17 protein-coding genes are annotated in these 18,763 nt (G+C 68.4%); 4 read left to right on the plus strand and 13 right to left on the minus strand.

Features of this window, described 5'->3' with window-relative positions; genetic code table 11:
* Positions 1-6: 6 nt before the first annotated feature.
* Positions 7-1,011: a universal stress protein gene (locus AB4Y80_RS05170; RefSeq protein WP_442212336.1), complete on the minus strand. Its 1,005-nt coding sequence runs from the start codon at positions 1,009-1,011 to the stop codon at positions 7-9.
* Positions 1,012-1,472: 461 nt separating this feature from the next.
* Between AB4Y80_RS05170 and AB4Y80_RS05175 the strand changes: the two genes are divergently transcribed.
* Positions 1,473-2,108, plus strand: a complete 636-nt coding sequence (locus AB4Y80_RS05175) for an FAD-binding protein (protein ID WP_442212338.1) — start codon at positions 1,473-1,475, stop codon at positions 2,106-2,108.
* 8 nt (positions 2,109-2,116) lie between these two features.
* Here the strand turns inward: AB4Y80_RS05175 and AB4Y80_RS05180 are convergent, their stop codons facing one another.
* Positions 2,117-2,725 carry a copper resistance CopC family protein gene (locus tag AB4Y80_RS05180; protein WP_442212339.1) on the minus strand — a complete coding sequence of 203 codons (609 nt, stop codon included), beginning with the start codon at positions 2,723-2,725 and terminating at the stop codon, positions 2,117-2,119.
* Between the two features lie 280 nt (positions 2,726-3,005).
* Here AB4Y80_RS05180 and AB4Y80_RS05185 point away from each other — a divergent pair, with 280 nt between their 5' ends.
* From AB4Y80_RS05185 to AB4Y80_RS05195, 3 genes are all read left to right on the plus strand, one after another.
* Positions 3,006-4,460: an NCS2 family permease gene (locus tag AB4Y80_RS05185; protein ID WP_442212341.1), complete on the plus strand. Its 1,455-nt coding sequence runs from the start codon at positions 3,006-3,008 to the stop codon at positions 4,458-4,460.
* Positions 4,461-4,629: 169 nt separating this feature from the next.
* The gene (hutG, locus tag AB4Y80_RS05190; protein ID WP_442212343.1) at positions 4,630-5,607 is read left to right on the plus strand and encodes a formimidoylglutamase; all 978 of its coding nucleotides are present in this window, start codon (positions 4,630-4,632) and stop codon (positions 5,605-5,607) included.
* Positions 5,608-5,709: 102 nt separating this feature from the next.
* Positions 5,710-6,666 (plus strand): IS481 family transposase, encoded by a 957-nt coding sequence (locus tag AB4Y80_RS05195; RefSeq protein ID WP_442212345.1) that lies wholly within the window; start codon positions 5,710-5,712, stop codon positions 6,664-6,666.
* Between the two features lie 13 nt (positions 6,667-6,679).
* Here AB4Y80_RS05195 and AB4Y80_RS05200 read toward each other — a convergent pair whose 3' ends face one another.
* From AB4Y80_RS05200 to AB4Y80_RS05250, 11 genes are all read right to left on the minus strand, one after another.
* Positions 6,680-8,707 carry an ABC transporter ATP-binding protein gene (locus AB4Y80_RS05200; RefSeq protein WP_442212347.1) on the minus strand — a complete coding sequence of 676 codons (2,028 nt, stop codon included), beginning with the start codon at positions 8,705-8,707 and terminating at the stop codon, positions 6,680-6,682.
* Positions 8,707-10,437, minus strand: coding sequence for an ABC transporter ATP-binding protein (locus AB4Y80_RS05205; RefSeq protein ID WP_442212349.1), 1,731 nt, complete (start codon positions 10,435-10,437; stop codon positions 8,707-8,709). Before AB4Y80_RS05205 ends, AB4Y80_RS05200 begins: the two co-directional genes overlap by 1 nt.
* A 109-nt stretch (positions 10,438-10,546) precedes the next feature.
* Positions 10,547-12,142, minus strand: a complete 1,596-nt coding sequence (gene hutH / locus AB4Y80_RS05210) for a histidine ammonia-lyase (RefSeq protein WP_442212352.1) — start codon at positions 12,140-12,142, stop codon at positions 10,547-10,549.
* Positions 12,143-12,232: 90 nt separating this feature from the next.
* Positions 12,233-13,027 (minus strand): IclR family transcriptional regulator, encoded by a 795-nt coding sequence (locus AB4Y80_RS05215; protein WP_442212353.1) that lies wholly within the window; start codon positions 13,025-13,027, stop codon positions 12,233-12,235.
* A gap of 113 nt (positions 13,028-13,140) precedes the next feature.
* Positions 13,141-14,016 carry a spermidine synthase gene (locus AB4Y80_RS05220; protein ID WP_442212356.1) on the minus strand — a complete coding sequence of 292 codons (876 nt, stop codon included), beginning with the start codon at positions 14,014-14,016 and terminating at the stop codon, positions 13,141-13,143.
* The gene (locus tag AB4Y80_RS05225) at positions 14,016-14,516 is read right to left on the minus strand and encodes a GNAT family N-acetyltransferase (RefSeq protein WP_442212358.1); all 501 of its coding nucleotides are present in this window, start codon (positions 14,514-14,516) and stop codon (positions 14,016-14,018) included. The genes AB4Y80_RS05220 and AB4Y80_RS05225 overlap by 1 nt, the downstream gene beginning before the upstream one ends.
* 39 nt (positions 14,517-14,555) lie before the next feature.
* A complete protein-coding gene (locus tag AB4Y80_RS05230; protein ID WP_442212361.1) occupies positions 14,556-15,224 on the minus strand; it encodes an O-methyltransferase in 669 nt (222 codons plus the stop codon).
* A gap of 54 nt (positions 15,225-15,278) precedes the next feature.
* Positions 15,279-15,611: a thiamine-binding protein gene (locus AB4Y80_RS05235; protein WP_442212363.1), complete on the minus strand. Its 333-nt coding sequence runs from the start codon at positions 15,609-15,611 to the stop codon at positions 15,279-15,281.
* Positions 15,612-15,669: 58 nt separating this feature from the next.
* A complete protein-coding gene (locus AB4Y80_RS05240) occupies positions 15,670-15,981 on the minus strand; it encodes an AzlD domain-containing protein (RefSeq protein ID WP_442212365.1) in 312 nt (103 codons plus the stop codon).
* Positions 15,978-16,769 carry an AzlC family ABC transporter permease gene (locus AB4Y80_RS05245; RefSeq protein ID WP_442212367.1) on the minus strand — a complete coding sequence of 264 codons (792 nt, stop codon included), beginning with the start codon at positions 16,767-16,769 and terminating at the stop codon, positions 15,978-15,980. The genes AB4Y80_RS05240 and AB4Y80_RS05245 overlap by 4 nt, the downstream gene beginning before the upstream one ends.
* Before the next feature lie 76 nt (positions 16,770-16,845).
* Positions 16,846-18,747, minus strand: coding sequence for a glycoside hydrolase family 15 protein (locus AB4Y80_RS05250; protein ID WP_442212369.1), 1,902 nt, complete (start codon positions 18,745-18,747; stop codon positions 16,846-16,848).
* Positions 18,748-18,763: the final 16 nt, after the last annotated feature.

The raw sequence follows: 18,763 nt of genomic DNA on the forward strand, positions 1-18,763 counted from the left end.
GCGGAGTTAGGCCTGCAGCAGCGGCCCAAACGCGGAACGGTCGTCCTGGCGGGGATCCTCACGGTCCCGGACCACCATAACGGGGCCCTTGGCATGGTGGCGCACGCCGTCGGTGGTCGAGCCGAGCAACATCCCGGCAAAGCCGCCGCGGCCGCGGGTGCCCATGACCAGCAGCTGCGAGGTCTCCGAGGCTTTCACCAGAACTTCCACGGCCGAGCCCTCGACGAGACGCACCTCAATGGGCAACTTGGGGAAATGGTTGCGCAGCCAGGCCTCCCCCGCGTCCAGCTGGGTCTGGATCTCCGCAAACAAGGCCTCCCGGTCCACGGGCGCCGGCATCCACGCCAGCGATCCGGTGTAGGGCTGGACGGCACAGATGATCCGCAACCGCACTCCGGCCCGCTCGGCCTCCTCGGCCGCCACCAAGACCGCGTAGCGGGCCTGATCCGAGCCGTCAACGCCGACCGTGATCACCGCTTCGATCTCGCGCGGCGGTGCCGTGTCCGGTCCGGCCTCGCCCAGCCGCGCCGCGCAACTCAGCGGAACCGTGACGGTGGGGCACTTGGAGTGTGCCGGCAACGCCGAGCTGACACTGCCCAGCAACCGGCCGATGAAGCCGCCGCGGCCCCGGGAACCAAACACCAACAGCTCGGCGGTCTCACTCATTTCAAGGAGTACACCGGCGGCATCGCCGTTTTCCACCCGGGCGTCGACCTCCACCTCGAGGTGGGCCACCTTCGCGGCCGCCTCGCGCAGGACGGCCTCCGCGCCCTGCCGGATGACGTCGTCGTCCACGGTGGCGTAACCGCCGTCCAGTCCGGAGGCGGCGAAAATGGGGACCGTGTAGGCCGTCACCAGGTGCAGGGGCAACTTCCTCAGCTTTGCTTCGCGGGCGGCCCACACCAAGGCGCAGTTGCTTTGATCCGAGCCGTCAATGCCCACCACGATGCCGGTGGGCGCGGGGATGGGGTCGGGCTGGGCAACCGGGGAATTCTCCGTCGGATTGCTCATGCTGCACCTCCTGATATTCGTTTGCCGCATGGAGCGAAGACGTCAGCCCTCCCGCCCATTGCGACCTGTACCTGTGACTATTGTCTGTTCCCGATTGTGCGTCAAGTTGCACGCGCACGAACTTCCCCGCCGTGTTTTTGGCCGCCGCAACCGGGGCGCGGCGGGCCGCTTTTGGGGCGTTGGCGTTATCTCCAATCGAAGGACTTGGCGCGCCCCTACCAAGTACCGGAAAACCTCTGTATGGTTCAAAATGATGCCGATCTTAAAAGCGTGTTCCACGCCACATATTTGGGCTAACGGTTATAAATTGGAAACGGCCGGATTTTAGGCAGCACGGATTTTACAAACGCTGAATTTGATCATCACACGCTTGAGGCAACACGGATTTTTGTCAATATGGTGCAGCCAGCTCCCGGCGGCACCGCCCGTAGTTCTCCTACCGTTCGAGGAGGCTTTTTGCCATGACCCCCACGTCGACCCCTGCCCTGGTTGCGGGTCCGCACCCCACGGCCGCGGGCACGGAATCCACGACCACCATCGTGATCGGCTCCGGGTTCTCCGGCCTGGCGATGGCGGCGGAGCTGAATCGGCAAGGCATTCCGGCGATCGTGGTGGACAGCTTCCGGCCCCTCGGCACCAACGCACCGGGCCACGGTGCGCCCGCGCCGGCCACCGGCGGCATCAGCCTTGACGCCCTCAGCGAGCGCTCCGACATCCTGCGCTTGCTCGAGCACTACGCCCGCCGCCACGCGCTGGACATCCGCCCGGCCACGTGCGCCCTGGAACTGCGCCTGCACAGCCACCGGCCCCCCACGGAGCGTCAATGGACGGTGCGCACGGCCACCGGCACCCTGACCGCGCACAGCATTGTCTTCACCCGCGGGGCCTTGAACCAGCTGCGCCGCCTCCTGCGCAGCCTGGGCATCGGCAGCGGCCACGACCTCGCCGCGGCCATGCACGCCCTGGGCCTGTACCTGGTGGGCGTGGGCGAGCTGGTGACGCCGAGCACGCAGGAAATCCTGCACCAGGCCAAGCGGGCCGGCCAGTCGATCTCGGCCCGGGTGRCCCTGCGCGAAGGCGCGGCCCTCCCGGTCTAGCCTGCGGCCTAGTCGTCGAGTTTCAGCCGGCGCCGGGCCACCACCAGCAGGGCCGCGACCACCACCACGAGCACACCGATCAGCGCGAAGATGCTCCACGGCACGCCGCCGGTCACCGGTGCCTGCTCGGCCACCGGGATTTGGGTCTGCTGCAGGGATTGCACCGGCCCGGCCGCCGCGCCCGATCCCGACGCGGTGGTCGTGAACGCAAACTCGCCCTCCACCGGGTGGGTGTCGGAGGACACCAGCCGCCACTGCACCGTATACGTGCCGGCCGGCGCCCCGGGCTTGACCTGCTGCGTGGCCACGGCGTCCAGCACGCCGACCCTGCCCTCGGACCAGTTGGTGCCCGCCGCGTCCAGCACCTTGATCTCCGCGCCGATGGCGGCCGGAGTGTCGCTCATGGTGACCGTGACGTGCTCCGGCATGGTCGCCACCGTGGCGCCGTTCGCGGGGCTCGTGGAGACCTCGCTGTCGTGGGCCAGGGCTACGGAGGATCCGCCCGTCAGGGCCACCAGCACGACGGCGGCGCTCGCCAGGGCGCGCCACAAGACCCGGGCGCCGGTCGCCCGCGCCGCCGCGGCCCTGGTGCCGGCGGCAGCTCCCGGCGGTGTCATGTTCGTCTCATTAACGCGCGGGCGGGAGGGGCTGGTCACGGCGGTTGATCCTAACGTCGGAGAAAGCGGCACCCTCACCATAACGCGCAAAAATGGGAAGTTCCCCAATAAACCCGGCACCCCTGGCGGCGGGGGAACCACGGCGCGCCGGCGTCTGGCGCCGGGCTGGCACAAAGTAACGAACGTGACCGTTATCATGCCCCGGCCGCGGACACGCTATCATTTGCTCGAACCCCTTTCTTTTCCCATCACTTTCCCATCTGCCCCGGAGGGTCACCCTATGGCAACCAAGACGGCTGTTCGCATGTCTGCGGTCGATAAATATTTCATGATTACCGAGCGCGGATCGAACTATTCGCGCGAGATCCGCGGCGGCTTCGCCACCTTCTTCGCCATGAGCTACATCGTGGTGCTCAACCCGCTCATCCTCAACGTGGCCGACTCCGCCGGCAATCACCTGGGCCTGGAACGGGTCGCCGCGGCGACCGCGTTTGTGGCCGGCATCCTGACCATCCTGATGGGCGCCTGGGCCAAGCACCCGTTTGCGCTGGCGACCGGGCTGGGCGTGAACGCGTTTGTGGCCGTCACCGTGGTGGCGAACCCGGGGCTGACCTGGCCGGACATGATGGGCCTGGTCATGATTTCCGGCATCACCATGTTCATCCTGGTGCTCACCGGCTTCCGCACCGCCGTGTTCCGGGCCGTGCCGGAAGGGTTGAAGACCGCCATTGTGGTGGGCATTGGCCTTTTCATTGCGTTGATCGGGTTGGTCAACGCCGGCTTTGTGCGCCGCATCCCGGACGTGGCCGGCACCACGGTTCCGGTGGGGCTGGGTTTTGACGGCAAGCTCACCGGCTGGCCCACGCTGGTGTTCGTGCTGGGCCTGGTGCTCACGATCGTGCTGGTGGTGCGCAAGATCCGCGGCGCCATCCTGATCGGCATCATCGGCTCGACCATCTTGGCCAATGCCCTGGAAATGATCTTCCACATCGGTCCCTCCTTTGACGGCAAGACGTTCAACCCGGCCGGCTGGTCGCTGGTGTCCCCGGAGCTTTCCCAGTGGTCGCTGCCGGACCTGAGCCTGATCGGCCAGTTCAACCTGTTCGGAGCGTTCGTCCACCTGGGCGGGCTGGCGGCGGCGCTGCTGGCGTTTGTGATCTTGCTGAGCATCTTCTTTGACGCCATGGGCACCATGGTGGGCCTGGCCGGCGAGGCCGGCTCGCTGCGGGCGGACGGCACCATCCCCAACGTGGACCGCGTACTGCTGGTGGACGCGTTTGGTGCGATCGCCGGCGGTGGCGCGTCCACGTCGTCGAACCAGATCTACGTCGAATCCGGCGCCGGCATCGGCGAGGGTGCCCGCACCGGCCTGGCCTCCATTGTGACCGGGTTGCTGCTGCTGGTGGCGATGTTCGTCACCCCGCTGATCAAGCTGGTCCCGTTCGAGGCCGTGGCCCCCGCGCTGGTGGTGGTTGGTTTCATGATGGTCGCCCAGGTGGGCAAGATCGACTGGTCCGACTGGGGCATCGCCATCCCGGCGTTCCTGACGTTCACGCTTATGCCGTTCACGTACTCGATCGCCAACGGCCTGGGTGCCGGGTTCGTCGCCTATGTGTTCATCCGCCTGTTCCAGGGCCGGGCCAAGGAAATCCACCCGCTCATGTGGGCTGTGGCCGCCGCCTTCCTGCTGTTCTTCGGCATCGGCACCGTCGAGGAGTGGTTCGGGATCAAGTAGCCCCTGCATGAAGTGACCCGCAATAGATGTTGAAAAAACGCGAAAATCGTGATTTTTTCGACATGTATTGCGGGTCAGTCTTGTTTTGTGGCCGGCGGAGTCTGCGATGCCAGACGGCAGGGGCCCGGGCCGGCTGGCATTCCTGCCCGGTCTGGGGTTCTCTGGAATCATGGACTTCTCATTGCTTGCCGTGGACACCGCCCCTGCCGCCTGGACCGGGAGGAACGACGGCGAGGGCCCCGGGCACCGCCGCTGGTGGCAGGCCGTCTCCACCCCGGGCGGGGCGCTCGACGCCGCCGCCGTGGCGGCCCGCGAAAATGCGGCCTCGGCCGGGCCGGCCGCGCTGCTGGGTTTTTGCTCCGATGAGGGCGTGCGCCGCAACAAGGGCCGGGTGGGCGCCGTCGCCGCCCCGGCGGCCATCCGGGCCGCGCTGGCGTCGCTGGCCTTCCACGGCGAACGCCCCGTGCTGGACGTGGGCGACGTCGTGGTGGCCGGGGAGGCGCTGGAGGACGGCCAGGAACGTGCCGGCCGCGCACTGACCCGGCTGCTCGACGCCGGCCACCTCACCCTGATGGTCGGCGGCGGCCACGAAACCGCATTTGCCAGCTATCTTGGCGTGGCCGGGACCGCCGCCGTCGCCAACGGCGCCCGGCTGGGGGTGCTGAACCTGGACGCCCACTTTGACCTGCGCGACGCCCCGACGCCCAGCTCCGGCACGCCGTTCCTGCAGATGGCCCGCGCGGAAGCCGCCGCGGGGCGGGCACTGAATTACGCCGTCGTGGGCATCAGCGAACCCAACAACACGCGAACCCTGTTCGAGACCGCGCACGAACTCGACGTGAAATACCTGCTGGACGAGGACTGCACGGCGGAGCGGACGGCCGGATTTGTGGCCGCGTTCCTGGAAACCGTGGACGCGGTGTACCTGACGATTGACCTGGACGTGCTGCCGGCGTCAGTGGCGCCCGGGGTCAGCGCACCGGCGGCGTACGGGGTGCCGCTGGCAACCATAGCGGCCGTGTGCCGGCAGGTGGCCCTCAGCGGAAAGTTGTTCCACGCGGACGTTGCGGAGCTGAACCCGGAGTTTGACGTGGACAACCGCACGGCCAAGGTCGCCGCCCGCCTGATCGACACCCTGCTGCGCTAGGTGTACTGGGCCACGAGGTTGGTGACACTTTGGGGCTTGCAAAATAGGAGAACCTCCGGGCTTAGTGGAGTTGTCTAATTCCCGCACTTCCCGGAGGTTCTCATGTCCTACGCTAATGCACGATTGACTGTTCATGGCCGTGAATTACTCGTCGAGCGGATACTCGCCGGCCGGCCTGCCGCCCACGTGGCCAAGGAACTCGGGGTCTCACGCCAATGCGCCTACCGGTGGCTCCGCCGCTACCGCAGCGAAGGCAGCGCCGGGCTGCAAGACCGCTCCAGTCGACCGTTTCACACCCCGTCCAAAACCTCGGCGCAGCTCGAAGAAAAAGTGCTGCGGAGCCGGCGGGCGCTCCGGGCCGGACCGGCACGGATCGCCGCCGCGACCGGGGTGTCGGCACGGACCGTCTCCCGGATCCTGCGACGCCATGGAGTGCCACCCCGGCCCTGGTGTGATCCGCTCACCGGGAACCTGATCCGAGCCTCCCGCGCAACCGTGCGCCGCTACGAACGCGCACACCCGGGCGACCTCGTCCACATCGACGTGAAGAAACTCGGTCGCATTCCCGACGGCGGTGGCTGGCGGGCTCACGGACGCCGCGAGGCAGTCCGGGGCCGCGGCATCGGCTACGACTACGTCCATGCCGTCATTGATGACCACAGCCGCCTGGCCTACGCCGAGATCCACGCCGACGAGAAAGGCACCACCGCCGCCGGCGTCCTGCGACGGGCCGCGGCTTTCTTCGCGACCCAGGGAATTGCCCGCATCGAACGCGTCCTTTCCGACAACGCCTTCGCCTACCGGAACTCAGCGGTCTTCAAACAGGCTGTTGCCGACATCGGGGCCGAACAACGCTTCATCAAACCCCACTGCCCCTGGACCAACGGCAAAGTCGAACGCCTCAACCGGACCCTCCAAACAGAATGGGCCTACCGCCAAATATTCACCAGCAACACCGAAAGAGCCGCAGCCCTTGCACCCTGGCTCCACTACTACAACAATGAACGCATCCACACCGGCATCGGAACAACTCCCATCAACCGGGTGTCACCAACCTAATGGCCGAGTACAGCTAGGGCGCTCCCGGCGCCGCCGCCAGGGCGGCGTCGTCAATCTCCTCCCCGCCGCGGAACTGCGTGCTGTACAGCGTGAAATAGGCGCCCCTGCGGGCCAACAGCTCATCGTGCGTGCCGTGCTCGACGATGTCCCCGTCCTCCATGACCAAGATGGTGTGGGCGTCGCGGATGGTGGAGAGCCGGTGCGCGATGACAAAGGAGGTCCGGTCGGTGCGCAGCGCGGCCATCGCGTGCTGGACCAGCAGCTCCGTGCGCGTGTCCACGGACGACGTTGCCTCGTCCAGGATCAGCAGCGACGGGTTCGCGATGAACGCGCGGGCGATGGTGATCAGCTGCCGTTCACCGGTGGAGACCGTGCCGCCGTCGGCATCAATGACCGTGTCATAGCCGTCGGGGAGCTGGCGGACGAACCGGTCCACCATGGTGGCCTCCGCGGCGGCGATGATCTCCTGGTCGGTGGCATCGAGGCGGCCGTAGCGGATGTTCTCGCGGATGGTGCCCTCAAACAGCCACGCATCCTGGAGCACCATGCCCACCTGGGAGCGTACCTGTTCGCGCGAGAGCGTGCGGGTATCCACCCCGTCGAGCAGGATCCGCCCCCCGGTGAGCTCGTAAAACCGCATGACCAGGTTAACCAGGGTGGTCTTGCCGGCGCCGGTGGGTCCCACGATCGCCACCGTCTGCCCCGGCTCCACGGTGAAGGACACGTCCCGGATCAGCGGGGCGTCGTCCGAGTAGCGGAAGGCGACGTGGTCAAAACGGACCTGGCCGTCGGCCTGCCCGGGCAGTTCCACCGACTCCTCCTCGGCTTCCTGCTCCGGCGCGTCGAGGATCTCAAAGGTCCGCTCGGCCGAGGCCACGCCGGACTGAATCATGTTGGCGATGCCGGCCATCTGCCCGATTGGCTGGGAGAACTCGCGCGAGTACTGGATGAACGCCGTCGCATCCCCCAGGGTCATGCCGCCCGTGGCCACCCGCAGGCCGCCCACGACGGCCACCAGCGCGTAGGAGAGGTAGGAGACGAACTGCATGGCCGGCATGATCATGCCGGAGACGAATTGGGCGCCGAAGGAGGCCTTGAACAGACGCTCGTTGCGTTCGTCAAACTCGGCCAGCATCTCCGTGTCCCGCCCGTAGGCGCGGACCAGTTCCAGCCCCGAGAACGTCTCCTCCACGTGCCCGTTCAGGGAGCCCGTGTGTTTCCACTGGGCGGCGAACAGTTTTTGCGAGCGGGCGCCGATCACACCGGCAATGACGGCGGAGAGGGGCAGGGCGATCAAGGCGATCAGGGCCAGCTGCCAGGAGACGATGAACATCATGATGCCGATGCCGATGACCGTCAGGGCGGACTGGACGAGCTGGGAAAAGGCCTGCTGCAGCGCCGCCTGGATGTTGTCGACGTCATTGGTGACCCGGGACATGAGGTCCCCGCGCTGGCGGGTGTCGAAATAGCCCAGGGGCAGGCGGTTGAGCTTGCGCTCGATGTCCTCGCGCAGGCGGAACACGACCCGCATGACGAGGGCGTTGAGCAGGTAGCCCTGCAGCCACATGAGCACGGACGCCACCATGTACAAGGAGAGCACAATGACGATCAGCCGGCTGAGCTCGATGAAGTCGATGCCCTGCCCGGGGATGACGCCGGCCTTGGCCAGCATGTCCGCGAACTGCCCGTTGCCGGCGGCCCGCGCCTGCGCAATGACTGCCTCCCGGGGAACACCGGCCGGCATTTGCGCGCCGATCACGCCGTTGAAGATGACGTCCATCGCGGCACCGAGGATCTTCGGGGCGATGACCGTGAGCACCACCGAGGCCGCCACCAGGGCCACCACCAGGGAGAACGTGACGCGCTCGGGGCGCAGCAGGCCGACGAGCCGCTTGACCGAGGGCCAAAAGTGCTCGGCCTTCTTCGCCGGGGTGCCCCCGAACATGTCGCCGTCGGCCTCCGTGGGCCGGTACTCGGCCTCCGTCTCCTCGAGGCCGTCCGGGTCCGCGGCCGCGGCGTGGTCCTTCTCGCGCTGGGCCATCAGGCAACCCCTTCAATGCTTAGCTGTGACTCGACGATTTCCCGGTAGGTCCCATTGTGCCGGAGCAGCTCGTCGTGGGTGCCGGAACCAACCACTTCCCCGTTGTCCAGCACGATGATGTGGTCGGCCTCCCGGATCGTGGAGACGCGCTGGGCGACGATGATGACCGTGGCGCCGCCGGTGGCGGCGTGCAGGGATTCGCGCAGGTTCTGGTCAGTGGTGACGTCCAGGGCGGAAAAGGAGTCGTCGAAGAGGAAGATCCGGGGCCGGGCCGCCAGGGCGCGGGCAATGCAGAGCCGTTGGCGCTGGCCGCCGGAGACATTGGTGCCGCCCTGGGCGATGGGGGCATCGAGCTGCTTGGGCTTGTCGGCGACAAAGTCCCTGGCCTGGGCCACGCGCAGGGCCTCCCACAGCTCGTCGTCATCGGCTCCGGGACGGCCAAACTTCAGGTTGGAGGCGATGGTTCCGGAGAACAGGTACGGTTTTTGCGGCACGAGTCCGACCAGCTCGGCCATTTGCCGTCGGCTGAGCTCGCTGACGTCGACGTCACCGATGCGCACCGTGCCGGCCTGCGGGTCGAAGAGGCGGGGGATGAGGTTCAGCAGCGTGGACTTGCCCGCCCCCGTGGACCCGACGATGGCCGTGGTCTTGCCCGCCAGGGCGGTGAAGCTGACGTTGTTCAGCACGGGGCGCTCGGCACCCGGGTAGCCGAAGGTGACGCCGGAAAATTCGACGGCGTGGCCGGCCGGCAGCTCCCTGTCCCCGGGCACGGCCATGCTGGGTTCGGCCGCCAGGACGTCGTCGAGGCGTTCGGCCGAGATGGCCGCCCGGGGGATCATCATCACCATGAAGACACCCATCATGACGGCCACCAGGATCTGCAGCAGGTACTGCAGGAAGGCCGTCAGCGAGCCCACCTGCATCTGGCCGGCATCCACGCGCTGGCCGCCAAACCACAGCACCGCCGCGGTGGCCAGGTGCAGGATCATCATGATGACCGGGAACATGAGCACAAACAGGTTGCCCACCTTGACGGAAACGCGCGTCAGGGACAGGTTCGCCTCCCGGTAGCGCTCCGCTTCAAACGTTTCCCGCACGAAGGCCCGAATCACCCGGATGCCGGTGATTTGTTCGCGCAGCACGCCGTTGACGTCGTCGATGCGGTCCTGCATCTGGCGGAACAGCGGCAACAGCTTGACCACCAGGAATCCGACCACCGCGAACAGCAGCGGCACGGACACCCACAGCAGCCAGGACAGCCCAATGTCCTCGCGCAGTGCCATGATGATCCCGCCAATGCACATGATGGGTGTGGAGACCATGAAGTTCAGGGCCATCAGCACCAGCATCTGCACCTGCTGGACGTCATTGGTGTTGCGGGTGATCAGCGTGGCCGTGCCGAAGCGGCTCAGGTCCAGGGCGCCCAGGGCGTTGACCCGGTAGTACACCTCGCGCCGCAGGTCGCGCCCGATCGCCATGGCCGTGCGGGCGCCGAAATAAATGCCGCCAATCGCCGTGGCCACCTGGACGAGGCAGACCACCACCATGGTCACCCCGGTGGACCAGATGAAGTCGGTGTCCCCCTTCGCAATGCCCAGGTCGATGATCTGTGCGTTGAGGCTGGGCAGGTACAGGGCGGCGATGGTGGAGATCAGCTGCAACACCAGCACTGCGGCAATCCAGGCCCAGTAGGGCCGTGCATGGTGGAATGCCAGTCGAACGAGTTTCACAGAGCTGTCCAATTCGAATACATGTTTGGTAATGGGGGGACTCGAACATTAAACACTCCCGGCACCGAAGTGGCAAATGTCACAGCGGTCCGGCGCGCCCGCGGGGGCGTCAGTGCAACGGGCCCGTGGCCGACTCGGCGGCGGCGCGGATGGCCCCGGAACCCACCAGCCGGTCGGCCTCCTCGAGCTCGGGCGAGAGGAAGCGGTCGCTGCCCGGGCCCTGGACCGTGGCCCGCAGCACCCCCAGCACGGCCGCGCCGGCCGGGCCGGGGACCAGTGCGCCGTCGGACATGGACGACCGCATGTCGATGGCGCGGGTGGCGGTGACCAGCTCGATGGCCAGCACGCGGCGCAGGTTCTCCACGGAACGGCGCAGCTTGCGGGCGGCGTGCCAGCCCATGGACACGTGGTCCTCCTGCATGGCGGAGCTGGGGATGGAATCCACGGAGGCGGGGACGGCCAGGCGCTTGGAGTCGGAGACCAGCCCGGCCTGCGTGTACTGGGCGATCATGAGTCCGGAGTCGACGCCGGGATCGCCGGCCAGGAAGGCGGGCAGGCCGTGCGAGCGGGCGGGGTCCAGCATGCGGTCCGTGCGGCGTTCGGCGATGGAGGCCACGTCCGCGGCCACGATGGCCAGGAAGTCCAGCACGTAGGCCACCGGGGCGCCGTGGAAGTTGCCGTTGGAGCTGACCCGGCCGTCGGGGAGCACCACCGGGTTGTCGATGGTGGCGGCGAGCTCGCGCGTGGCCACCATGAGGGCGTGGTCCACGGTGTCGCGGGCGGCACCGGCCACCTGCGGGGCGCAGCGCAGCGAGTACGCGTCCTGGACACGGTTGTCCCCCACGCGGTGCGAGGCCACGATGGGGGAATGGGCGAGCACGCGCAGCATGTTCTCCGCGCTGAGCGCCTGGCCGGGGTGCGGGCGAAGCGCCATGTGCAGCTCGGGCACGAACACTTGGTCGGTGCCCAGCAGCGCCTCGACGCTGAGCGCGGCGGTGATGTCCGCCGTCGTCAGCAGCAGGCGCAGGTCCGCGATGGCCATGAGCAGCATGCCAAGCATGCCGTCGGTGCCGTTGACGAGCGCCAGGCCTTCCTTTTCGGCGAGCTCAACGGGGGCGATGCCGGCCTCGGCGAGAAGTTCGGCGACGGGGCGGCCCGTGCCACCGAAGAGGGTGCCGTCGGGCCCGGTCGCCTCGCCCTCGCCCATGAGCACCAGGGCGCAGTGGGACAGCGGGGCGAGGTCCCCGGAACAGCCCAGCGAGCCGAACTCGCGAACGACGGGCGTGATGCCGGCGTTGAGCACGTCCACCATGGTTTGGACGACGACGGGGCGGACGCCGGTGCGCCCGGAGGCCAGCGTCTTGGCGCGCAGGAACATCAGCGCCCGCACCACCTCGCGCTCCACGGCCGGGCCCATGCCGGCGGAATGCGAACGGATGAGCGACTTTTGCAGCTGGGTGCGCATTTCCTCGGGGATATGGCGGTTGGCGAGGGCGCCGAAGCCAGTGGAGATGCCGTACGCGGGCGTCTGGGAATGCGCCAGCTCGTCGATGTGCGCACGGACGCGGGCGACGTCGGCCAGCGCCTGGGCGCTGATGCTCACCTTGGCGTTGTGGCGGGCGACGGCGATGACGTCCTCGGGGGTGACGCCGGAGGAGGAGAGAACGACGGTGGTCAGGGTGGTTTCAAGCGAGGTGGAAGGCATAGTTCCAACTAAACCCTTTTGCGGCGCCGCTGTCTGCCCCTGCGGCCCGGGTGCTGTCCGGCATTCCAGACCGGTCTGTTCCCGGTGCGCTTATGCGCTCCGGCGCCCGTAAATGCGCGTGGACAGCTCGGCGGCCACCTTGGTGACGCGTTCGGCCAGTTCGGGCCACTGTGCGACGGGCACCTTGTCCTCCAGAAAGGTCACGGCCACGGCGGCCACGGGCCAGCCCAGGTGGTCGGTCACGGCGGCCGCCACGGAGCCGAAGCCGTCCGTGATTTCGCCGTGCTCGGTGGAGTAGCCGCGCTGGCGCACCTGATCCAGGTGCGCCGACAGGGCGGAGTACTTGCCGATCGGGTCCGGCACCTCGGTGCGCGAGCTGAACGCCGCCGCGTTGGGGTACAGGGCCCGGACCTGGGACTTGGGCAGGGCGGCCAGGATGGCCCGCCCACTGGCGGTGAGGTGGCTGGGCAGCCGGACGCCGACGTCGGTCACCAGCGACGGCCGATGCTTGGCCCGCTCCTCCACGATATACAGGACGTCCCGCCCGTGGAGCACGGCCAGGTGGGCGCTCTCACCGATCCGGTCAACCAGCGCCGCGAGCAGCGGCCGGCCCAGGCGCGACAGCGGCTCCTGCCGCGAGTAGGCGCTACTGAGTTCAAAGGCGGCAATGCCCAGCCCGTACCGCTGTTCCTCCTGCAGGTGCATGACAAAACCGCTCTGCTCCATGACGCCCAGCAGGTGGTAGACGCTGGAGCGGGGCAGCCCCAGGGTGGTGGCGATCGTGGAGGCGGCCAGCGGTCCGCGCTTGGCGGAGAGGAGCTTCAAGATGCGCAGGGTATTGTCCGCCGCGGGAACCTTTGACTGCGTCCTTGCTGTGCTCGCCATGGTTCCAATATACCGGGGTCTGAAACCCCGGACACCGCCTTGCCAACTGCCCCGCAATAGATGTCGAAAATCCGTGAATTCGCGGGGATTTTCGACATCTTTTGCGGGTCAGTTCAGGGGTGCGGCGCGGCGTCAGAGTGCGGAACGGTGTCGGTGAGCGGCAGGGCGCTCTGGCCGAATTGGCGGACCCTGGCGTCGTTCCACAACTGTGCCGGCATGGCCCCGCCCAGCAGCGCCCGAGGCAGGCCGGCGCCGGTGCCCAGGGGTGCGTCGCTGCCGGCGATGATGATGTTGCCGGACCTGCGGCCCTTGAGCATGGGCGGGTCGGCGATGATGGCCGTGTGGGTGAAGGCCGCGGCGATCGTGGCGGCCTCGCGCCGGGCCGTGGCCAGCGCCGGGGAGTCGCCGCAGTTCACCACGTAGACGCCGTCGGGGACAAGGACCTTGCGGGCGGCCGCGGTGAACTCGGCGGTGGTCAGCGCGTGGGGGGTGACGGCGCCGGCAAAGACGTCCCGGATGATCAGGTCCCGGCTGGACTCGCTCAGGGTTTCCGTGACCTGGCGGGCCTCCCCGACCCGGATCTTCAGCAACGGGGCCCGCGGCAGGTCAAACCAGTCGCGCACGTAGGCGGCCAGCTTGCCGTCGATCTCCACCACCACATTGCGTGAATGGGGGAAAGCGGCCACGAGGTAGCGGGGCATGGCGCAGGCGGCGCCGCCGAGGCTGAGCGTGCGCAGCTTCTCGGCGGCGGGCCAGCGGTCCTGGACCAGCGCCATGATCCAGCGCATGTACTCAAAGTCCAGCCGCAGCGGATCGGCCAGGTCCACATGTGAGCTCTGCACGCCGTTGAGCATGAGCAGCCAGCCGTTGGGATTCTCGCCGTCGGGGATGAGTTCGGCCGTGCCGGTGTCGGTCCGGTAGGTGCCGGCGGCCGGTCCGACGCCGGCGACGGCCGGCTCCGCGTTTTTGGGGGTGCGCCGGCGGCCCATCAGGAAACCTCGCCCGGGCGGACCATGCGGACGATCGGCAGCCGGTACCAGTCCTCGTCCATTAATTTCCGCGTCCCGTCCGGCACAAAGCCGTTCCTGGCGTAGAAGGCATGGGCGCGCGGGTTGTCTTCGAGCACCCACAGGTACGCGGCCCGCCGGCCGATGACCGCATCGAGTAGGAGTTGCCCCACCCCGCTGCCGTGCACGCGTTCGATGGTGTAGATCATGTTTAGTTCCAGCTCGGCGGGCGCATCCGCGTCCTGGGCGGGGCCCGCGGCGGCCAGTCCTATCAGCCCGGAGGCGTCGTACGTCACGGTGGGAACATGGCCGGCGGACACGGCCCGGCGGAAGCCTTCAACCCGTTCCGGGAGGGTTTCGCGGCGCCGGGCGAAGAACTCCGGCGGCAGGTGCCGCCCGTAGGCCTCCTCGTGGCAGCGCAGGTGCAACCGGGTCACAGCCTCGGCGTCGTCCAGGGTCGCCGGTCGCAGTGAAATAGTCACCCAATCAGCGTATCCCAGCGCCGGCGGCGGAGACTTCGCCTAGGTGACGATCGCGATCGCGAATCCGTCCCAGCCCTTGGTGCCGGCCGTCTGGATGGCGGTGGCGTCCAGGCGCGGGCTGCTCCCGATGAAGTCAAGGGCGGCCCGGATGCCGGCCGCATCGGGGTCCTCGCCCGGGTCCAGGATGGCGCCCTCCCAGACGACGTTGTCCATGACGATCACGCTGCCCGGGCGGGTCAATTTCAACGCCCACTGCACATAGTTGACGTCGTTGCCCTTGTCCGCGTCGATGAACACGAAGTCATACGGGTCCCCGCCCGCCAGCGTGGGCAGGGTTTGAAGTGCCGGGCCGACGCGGATTTCAACCTTGGCCCCGAAGCCGGCGGCGTCGATGTTTTTCCGGGCGACGGCGGCGTGTTCGGGAAGGAATTCGCAGGTGGTGACGTGTCCGTCCTCGGGAATGCCGCGGGCCAGCCAGATGGTGCTGAACCCGGCCAGGGTGCCGATTTCCAGCACGCGCCGGGCGCCCTGGATGCGGGCCAGCAGCATTAGCAGCTTCCCGGCGGTGGGCGCCACCTCGATGCGGGGCATGCCGGCGGCGTCGGTGCTGGAAATCACCGCATCCATGCCTGCGCCGCCGCGCACCAAGGTGGTGGAGAGGTACTCTTCAACGTCCGCCCAGCCGGGCTGGTTCACGTGTTCGACCATGGTCCCAGCGTAGGCCCGCCCGCGCATGTCGGACCAGCCCCGGTTCAACGTCGGTTAGTCCGGCAGGGACCCCAGTGCGGCTTCGAGCCGGTCGGTCTTGCCGCTGAGTTCGCCCGTGTGGCCGGGGCGGATGTCCGCCTTCAGCACCAGGGACACGCGCGAGCCGTACCGCCCGGCGGCCTCCGTGGCGCGCTTGACCACGTCCATGACCTCATCCCAGTCGCCCTCGAGCTCCGTAAACATCGAGCTTGTCCGGTTGGGCAATCCCGACTCGCGGACCACGCGCACGGCCGCGGCCACGGCGGTGTGCACGGAGGCATCGTCGCCCGTTCCGGCAGGCTCGCCCGTCGGGGTGCCGCTGGGCGCCACTGAAAAAGCCACAATCATGGAATGCTCCTCAAAGTTGGTCCAGCCTCCATTATTGCCCCCGGCCCGGCCGCCGGGCTCAGGGCCAGCCCAGCAGCCGCAGTCCGGCCGCGGCGGCCGCGCCCACAATGACCACCACCAGGAACGGCGCCTTCAGCCACAGCGCGATCCCCGCCGCCGCCAGCGCGCCGATCCGCGCGTCGAGCACGACGGCGTTCCCGCTGGCCGCCGCGTTGACCACCGTCAGCGACGCCAGCAATCCAATGGTCAGCGTCCCGGCGACGCGTGACATCCGCGGGTTCGCCAGCACCTTGGCCGGAACCAGGTAGCCGAGCAGCTTCGTGGCGTAGGCCAGTATCACGGCCACGATCAGCCAAAACCACAGGCTCATGCCCGCTCCCCCTGGTGGGCGGCGTGCAGATGGTGCGTGCCGGCGTCGTGCGGGTACGGCTCGACGTCCGGCTCCAGGCCATCCCTGTCATGGTCGGAAGCATGGCCGCGGGCATGGCCGGGAGGGGTGCCGCGCCGGAACCAGCCGATCAGCCCGGCCGCCACCGCGGCGACCAGGATGGGCACGCCCGGGGGCACAAAGGGGACGGCGAGCAGGGTCACCACCGCGCAGACCGCGGCGATCGCGGCGGGCTGGAACGCCTTGATCCGCGGCCACAACAGGCCCAGGAAGGCGGCGACGGCGGCCCCGTCCAGGCCCCACTGCCGGGGGTCGCCCAGGGCGTCGCCAAGGAACGCGCCGGCCGCCGTAAAGAGGTTCCAGAGCAGGTAGATGCCCGCGCCGGCCACCCAAAAACCGCGCTTTTGCTCGTCCGGATCCTTCTGGCCCGTGGCGGTGGCGGTGGATTCGTCGATGGTGAGCTGGGCGGCCGCGAACCGGCGCCAGCCGGTGGGCCGCAGCAAGGCGTTCAGCTGCATGCCGTACACGCCGTTGCGGATGCCCAGCAGGGCCGAGGCGCTCATGGCGGCCACGCCCGTGCCGCCGCCGGCCACCACGCCGATGAAGGCGAATTGGGAACCGCCGCTAAACAGCAGCAGGCTCAGCGCCATGGTCTGCCAGAACGACAGCCCGGAGGCCACCGACAGCGCCCCGAAGGACACGCCGTACAGCCCGGTGGCGATGGCGATCGACGCGCCGATCCTGGCCGCGGGGGACTGGGTAAGTTTCATGCCCGGCGGGTGCTCCGGGCGGGGACGGTGTTCAGCCTCATGTCCCCATGTTTTCACGTTCCGCGTCCGGCCGCGGTCACCCGCCCCCCGGCCGGACGCCGGCAACGCCCACGCCGTCGGCTGTACCGTCGGCGGCGCCGTTGGCGGCACCGTTGGCGGCACCGTTGGCGGCACCGTTGGCGGCCAGGCTCAAGGCTTCCGTGCCATGCAGGGCATCCGCGGCCCGCACCAGGGCCAGGTGCGAGAAGGCCTGCGGGAAGTTCCCGGCCATCCGGCCCAGGCCGGTGTCGTATTCCTCGCTGAGCAGCCCCACCTCGTTGGCGAATCCCACCAGGGTGTCCATCAGGGCCACCGCCTCCGGTCGCCGCCCGGTGTGGGCGTACTGCTCCACAAGCCAGAAGGAGCAGGCCAGGAAGGGGTGCTCGCCCGGTGCCAGCCCGTCCAGCCCGGACGATGTCTGGTAGCGCAGGAGCAGGCCCCGCTCATCCACAAGCTCCTGCTCCAGGGCGGCGACGGTGCCGAGCATGCACGGATCGTTGTAGCCGACAAAACCCACCTGCGGGATCACGAGCAGGGACGCATCCGTGGCCGTGCCGCCATAGGTCTGCGTAAAGGTGTTGAGCTCCCGGTTGAACCCGTGCTCGAAGATCTCCGCGCGCATCTGCCCGCGCAGCTTTTCCCAGCGTTCCACCGGTCCCTTCAGGCCGTGGTCCCGGACGGCCCGGACGCCGCAATCGAATGCCGCCCACATCAACACCCGGGAGTGCGTGAAGTATTTCAGCTCCCCGCGCATCTCCCAAATGCCGTGGTCCTTGTCCGCCACGTGGCGTTCGACAAACTCCAGCATGGCCTTTTGCAGCGGCCAGGAGAAGTGGTCTTCGGTTCCGCCGGCGAGGCGCAGCTTTTCCAGGGCCACCAGCACCTCGCCCACGACGTCGGCCTGGTACTGGCCCACCGCCCCGTTGCCGACCCGCACCGGCGACGCACCGCCGTAGCCGGGCAGGTGGTCCAGTTCGAATTCGGGCAGTTCGCGCTCGCCGCCCACCCCGTACATGATCTGCAGGTCTTCCGGGTCCCCCGCCACGGCCCGCAGCAGCCAGTTGCGCCATTGCAGGGCCTCGTCTTCGTAGCCGTGGGTCAGCATGGACTCCAGGGTCAGCGCGGCGTCCCGCAGCCAGCAATACCGGTAGTCCCAGTTGCGGGGTCCGCCAAAATCCTCCGGCAGGGACGTGGTGGGCGCCGCCACGATCCCCCCGGTGTCCTCATTCGTCAGGGCGCGCAGCACCAGCAGCGAGCGCTCCACCATGGGCGTGTACTTTCCGTCCGGGCTGCAGTTTGCCGCCCAGTGGTTCCAGTACGTGAGCGTGTCGGCCTGTGCGGCGTCGAGGTCGATGTCCGCCGGCAGGGGCCGGTGCGCCGGGTACCAGATGAGTTCCTGGTCCACCCGTTCCCCGGCCCGGACGGTGAAGCTGCCGCCGTGTTTATGGTCGACGGCGCGGGGCAGCTCATCGCCGCGCAGCAGCAGGGCGTCGGGCCCGGCCACGGCCAGGATGGCCATACGGCCGGAGACCTGTCGCACCCGACGCACCCAGGGCAGCACCTTGCCGTATCCGGGGCGCATGGTGATCTCCTGCTTGAATTCGACGCTCCCGGAGACGCCCTCGATGCGACGGACAACGGAGGCCCGCCGATCCCCGATGGGCATGAATTCGGTGACGCGCGCCGATCCCGTGGCGCTTTCCCACATGGTTTCGAGCACAAAGCTCCGCTCCACGTAGGCGCGCCGGGTGACTGCGGCGCCGGGACCGGCCGGGGCCATGAGCCAGCGGCCGTGGGCCGCCGTGCCCAGCAGCGCGGCGAACATCGACGCGGAGTCAAAGCGCGGGAAGCACAGCCAGTCGATGCTGCCGTCCCGGGCAATCAGCGCCCCGGTGTGGAGATCGGACAGCAAAGCATAGTCTTCGATGCGTGATGCCATGCCTCCATGCAATCAC

This window comes from Specibacter sp. RAF43, from assembly GCF_052114065.1.
GTDB lineage: Bacteria > Actinomycetota > Actinomycetes > Actinomycetales > Micrococcaceae > Specibacter.

Excerpts from the sequence above, each read along its gene's own strand:
- hutH (WP_442212352.1), bottom strand. The coding sequence starts at position 12,142 with ATGCCTTCCACCTCGCTTGAAACCACCCTGACCACCGTCGTTCTCTCC.
- AB4Y80_RS05195 (WP_442212345.1), top strand. The coding sequence starts at position 5,710 with ATGTCCTACGCTAATGCACGATTGACTGTTCATGGCCGTGAATTACTC.
- AB4Y80_RS05230 (WP_442212361.1), bottom strand. The coding sequence starts at position 15,224 with ATGGTCGAACACGTGAACCAGCCCGGCTGGGCGGACGTTGAAGAGTAC.
- AB4Y80_RS05245 (WP_442212367.1), bottom strand. The coding sequence starts at position 16,769 with ATGAAACTTACCCAGTCCCCCGCGGCCAGGATCGGCGCGTCGATCGCC.
- AB4Y80_RS05170 (WP_442212336.1), bottom strand. The coding sequence starts at position 1,011 with ATGAGCAATCCGACGGAGAATTCCCCGGTTGCCCAGCCCGACCCCATC.
- AB4Y80_RS05250 (WP_442212369.1), bottom strand. The coding sequence starts at position 18,747 with ATGGCATCACGCATCGAAGACTATGCTTTGCTGTCCGATCTCCACACC.
- AB4Y80_RS05200 (WP_442212347.1), bottom strand. The coding sequence starts at position 8,707 with ATGGCCCAGCGCGAGAAGGACCACGCCGCGGCCGCGGACCCGGACGGC.
- AB4Y80_RS05215 (WP_442212353.1), bottom strand. The coding sequence starts at position 13,027 with ATGGCGAGCACAGCAAGGACGCAGTCAAAGGTTCCCGCGGCGGACAAT.
- AB4Y80_RS05220 (WP_442212356.1), bottom strand. The coding sequence starts at position 14,016 with ATGGGCCGCCGGCGCACCCCCAAAAACGCGGAGCCGGCCGTCGCCGGC.
- AB4Y80_RS05235 (WP_442212363.1), bottom strand. The coding sequence starts at position 15,611 with ATGATTGTGGCTTTTTCAGTGGCGCCCAGCGGCACCCCGACGGGCGAG.
- AB4Y80_RS05185 (WP_442212341.1), top strand. The coding sequence starts at position 3,006 with ATGGCAACCAAGACGGCTGTTCGCATGTCTGCGGTCGATAAATATTTC.
- AB4Y80_RS05180 (WP_442212339.1), bottom strand. The coding sequence starts at position 2,725 with ATGACACCGCCGGGAGCTGCCGCCGGCACCAGGGCCGCGGCGGCGCGG.
- hutG (WP_442212343.1), top strand. The coding sequence starts at position 4,630 with ATGGACTTCTCATTGCTTGCCGTGGACACCGCCCCTGCCGCCTGGACC.
- AB4Y80_RS05240 (WP_442212365.1), bottom strand. The coding sequence starts at position 15,981 with ATGAGCCTGTGGTTTTGGCTGATCGTGGCCGTGATACTGGCCTACGCC.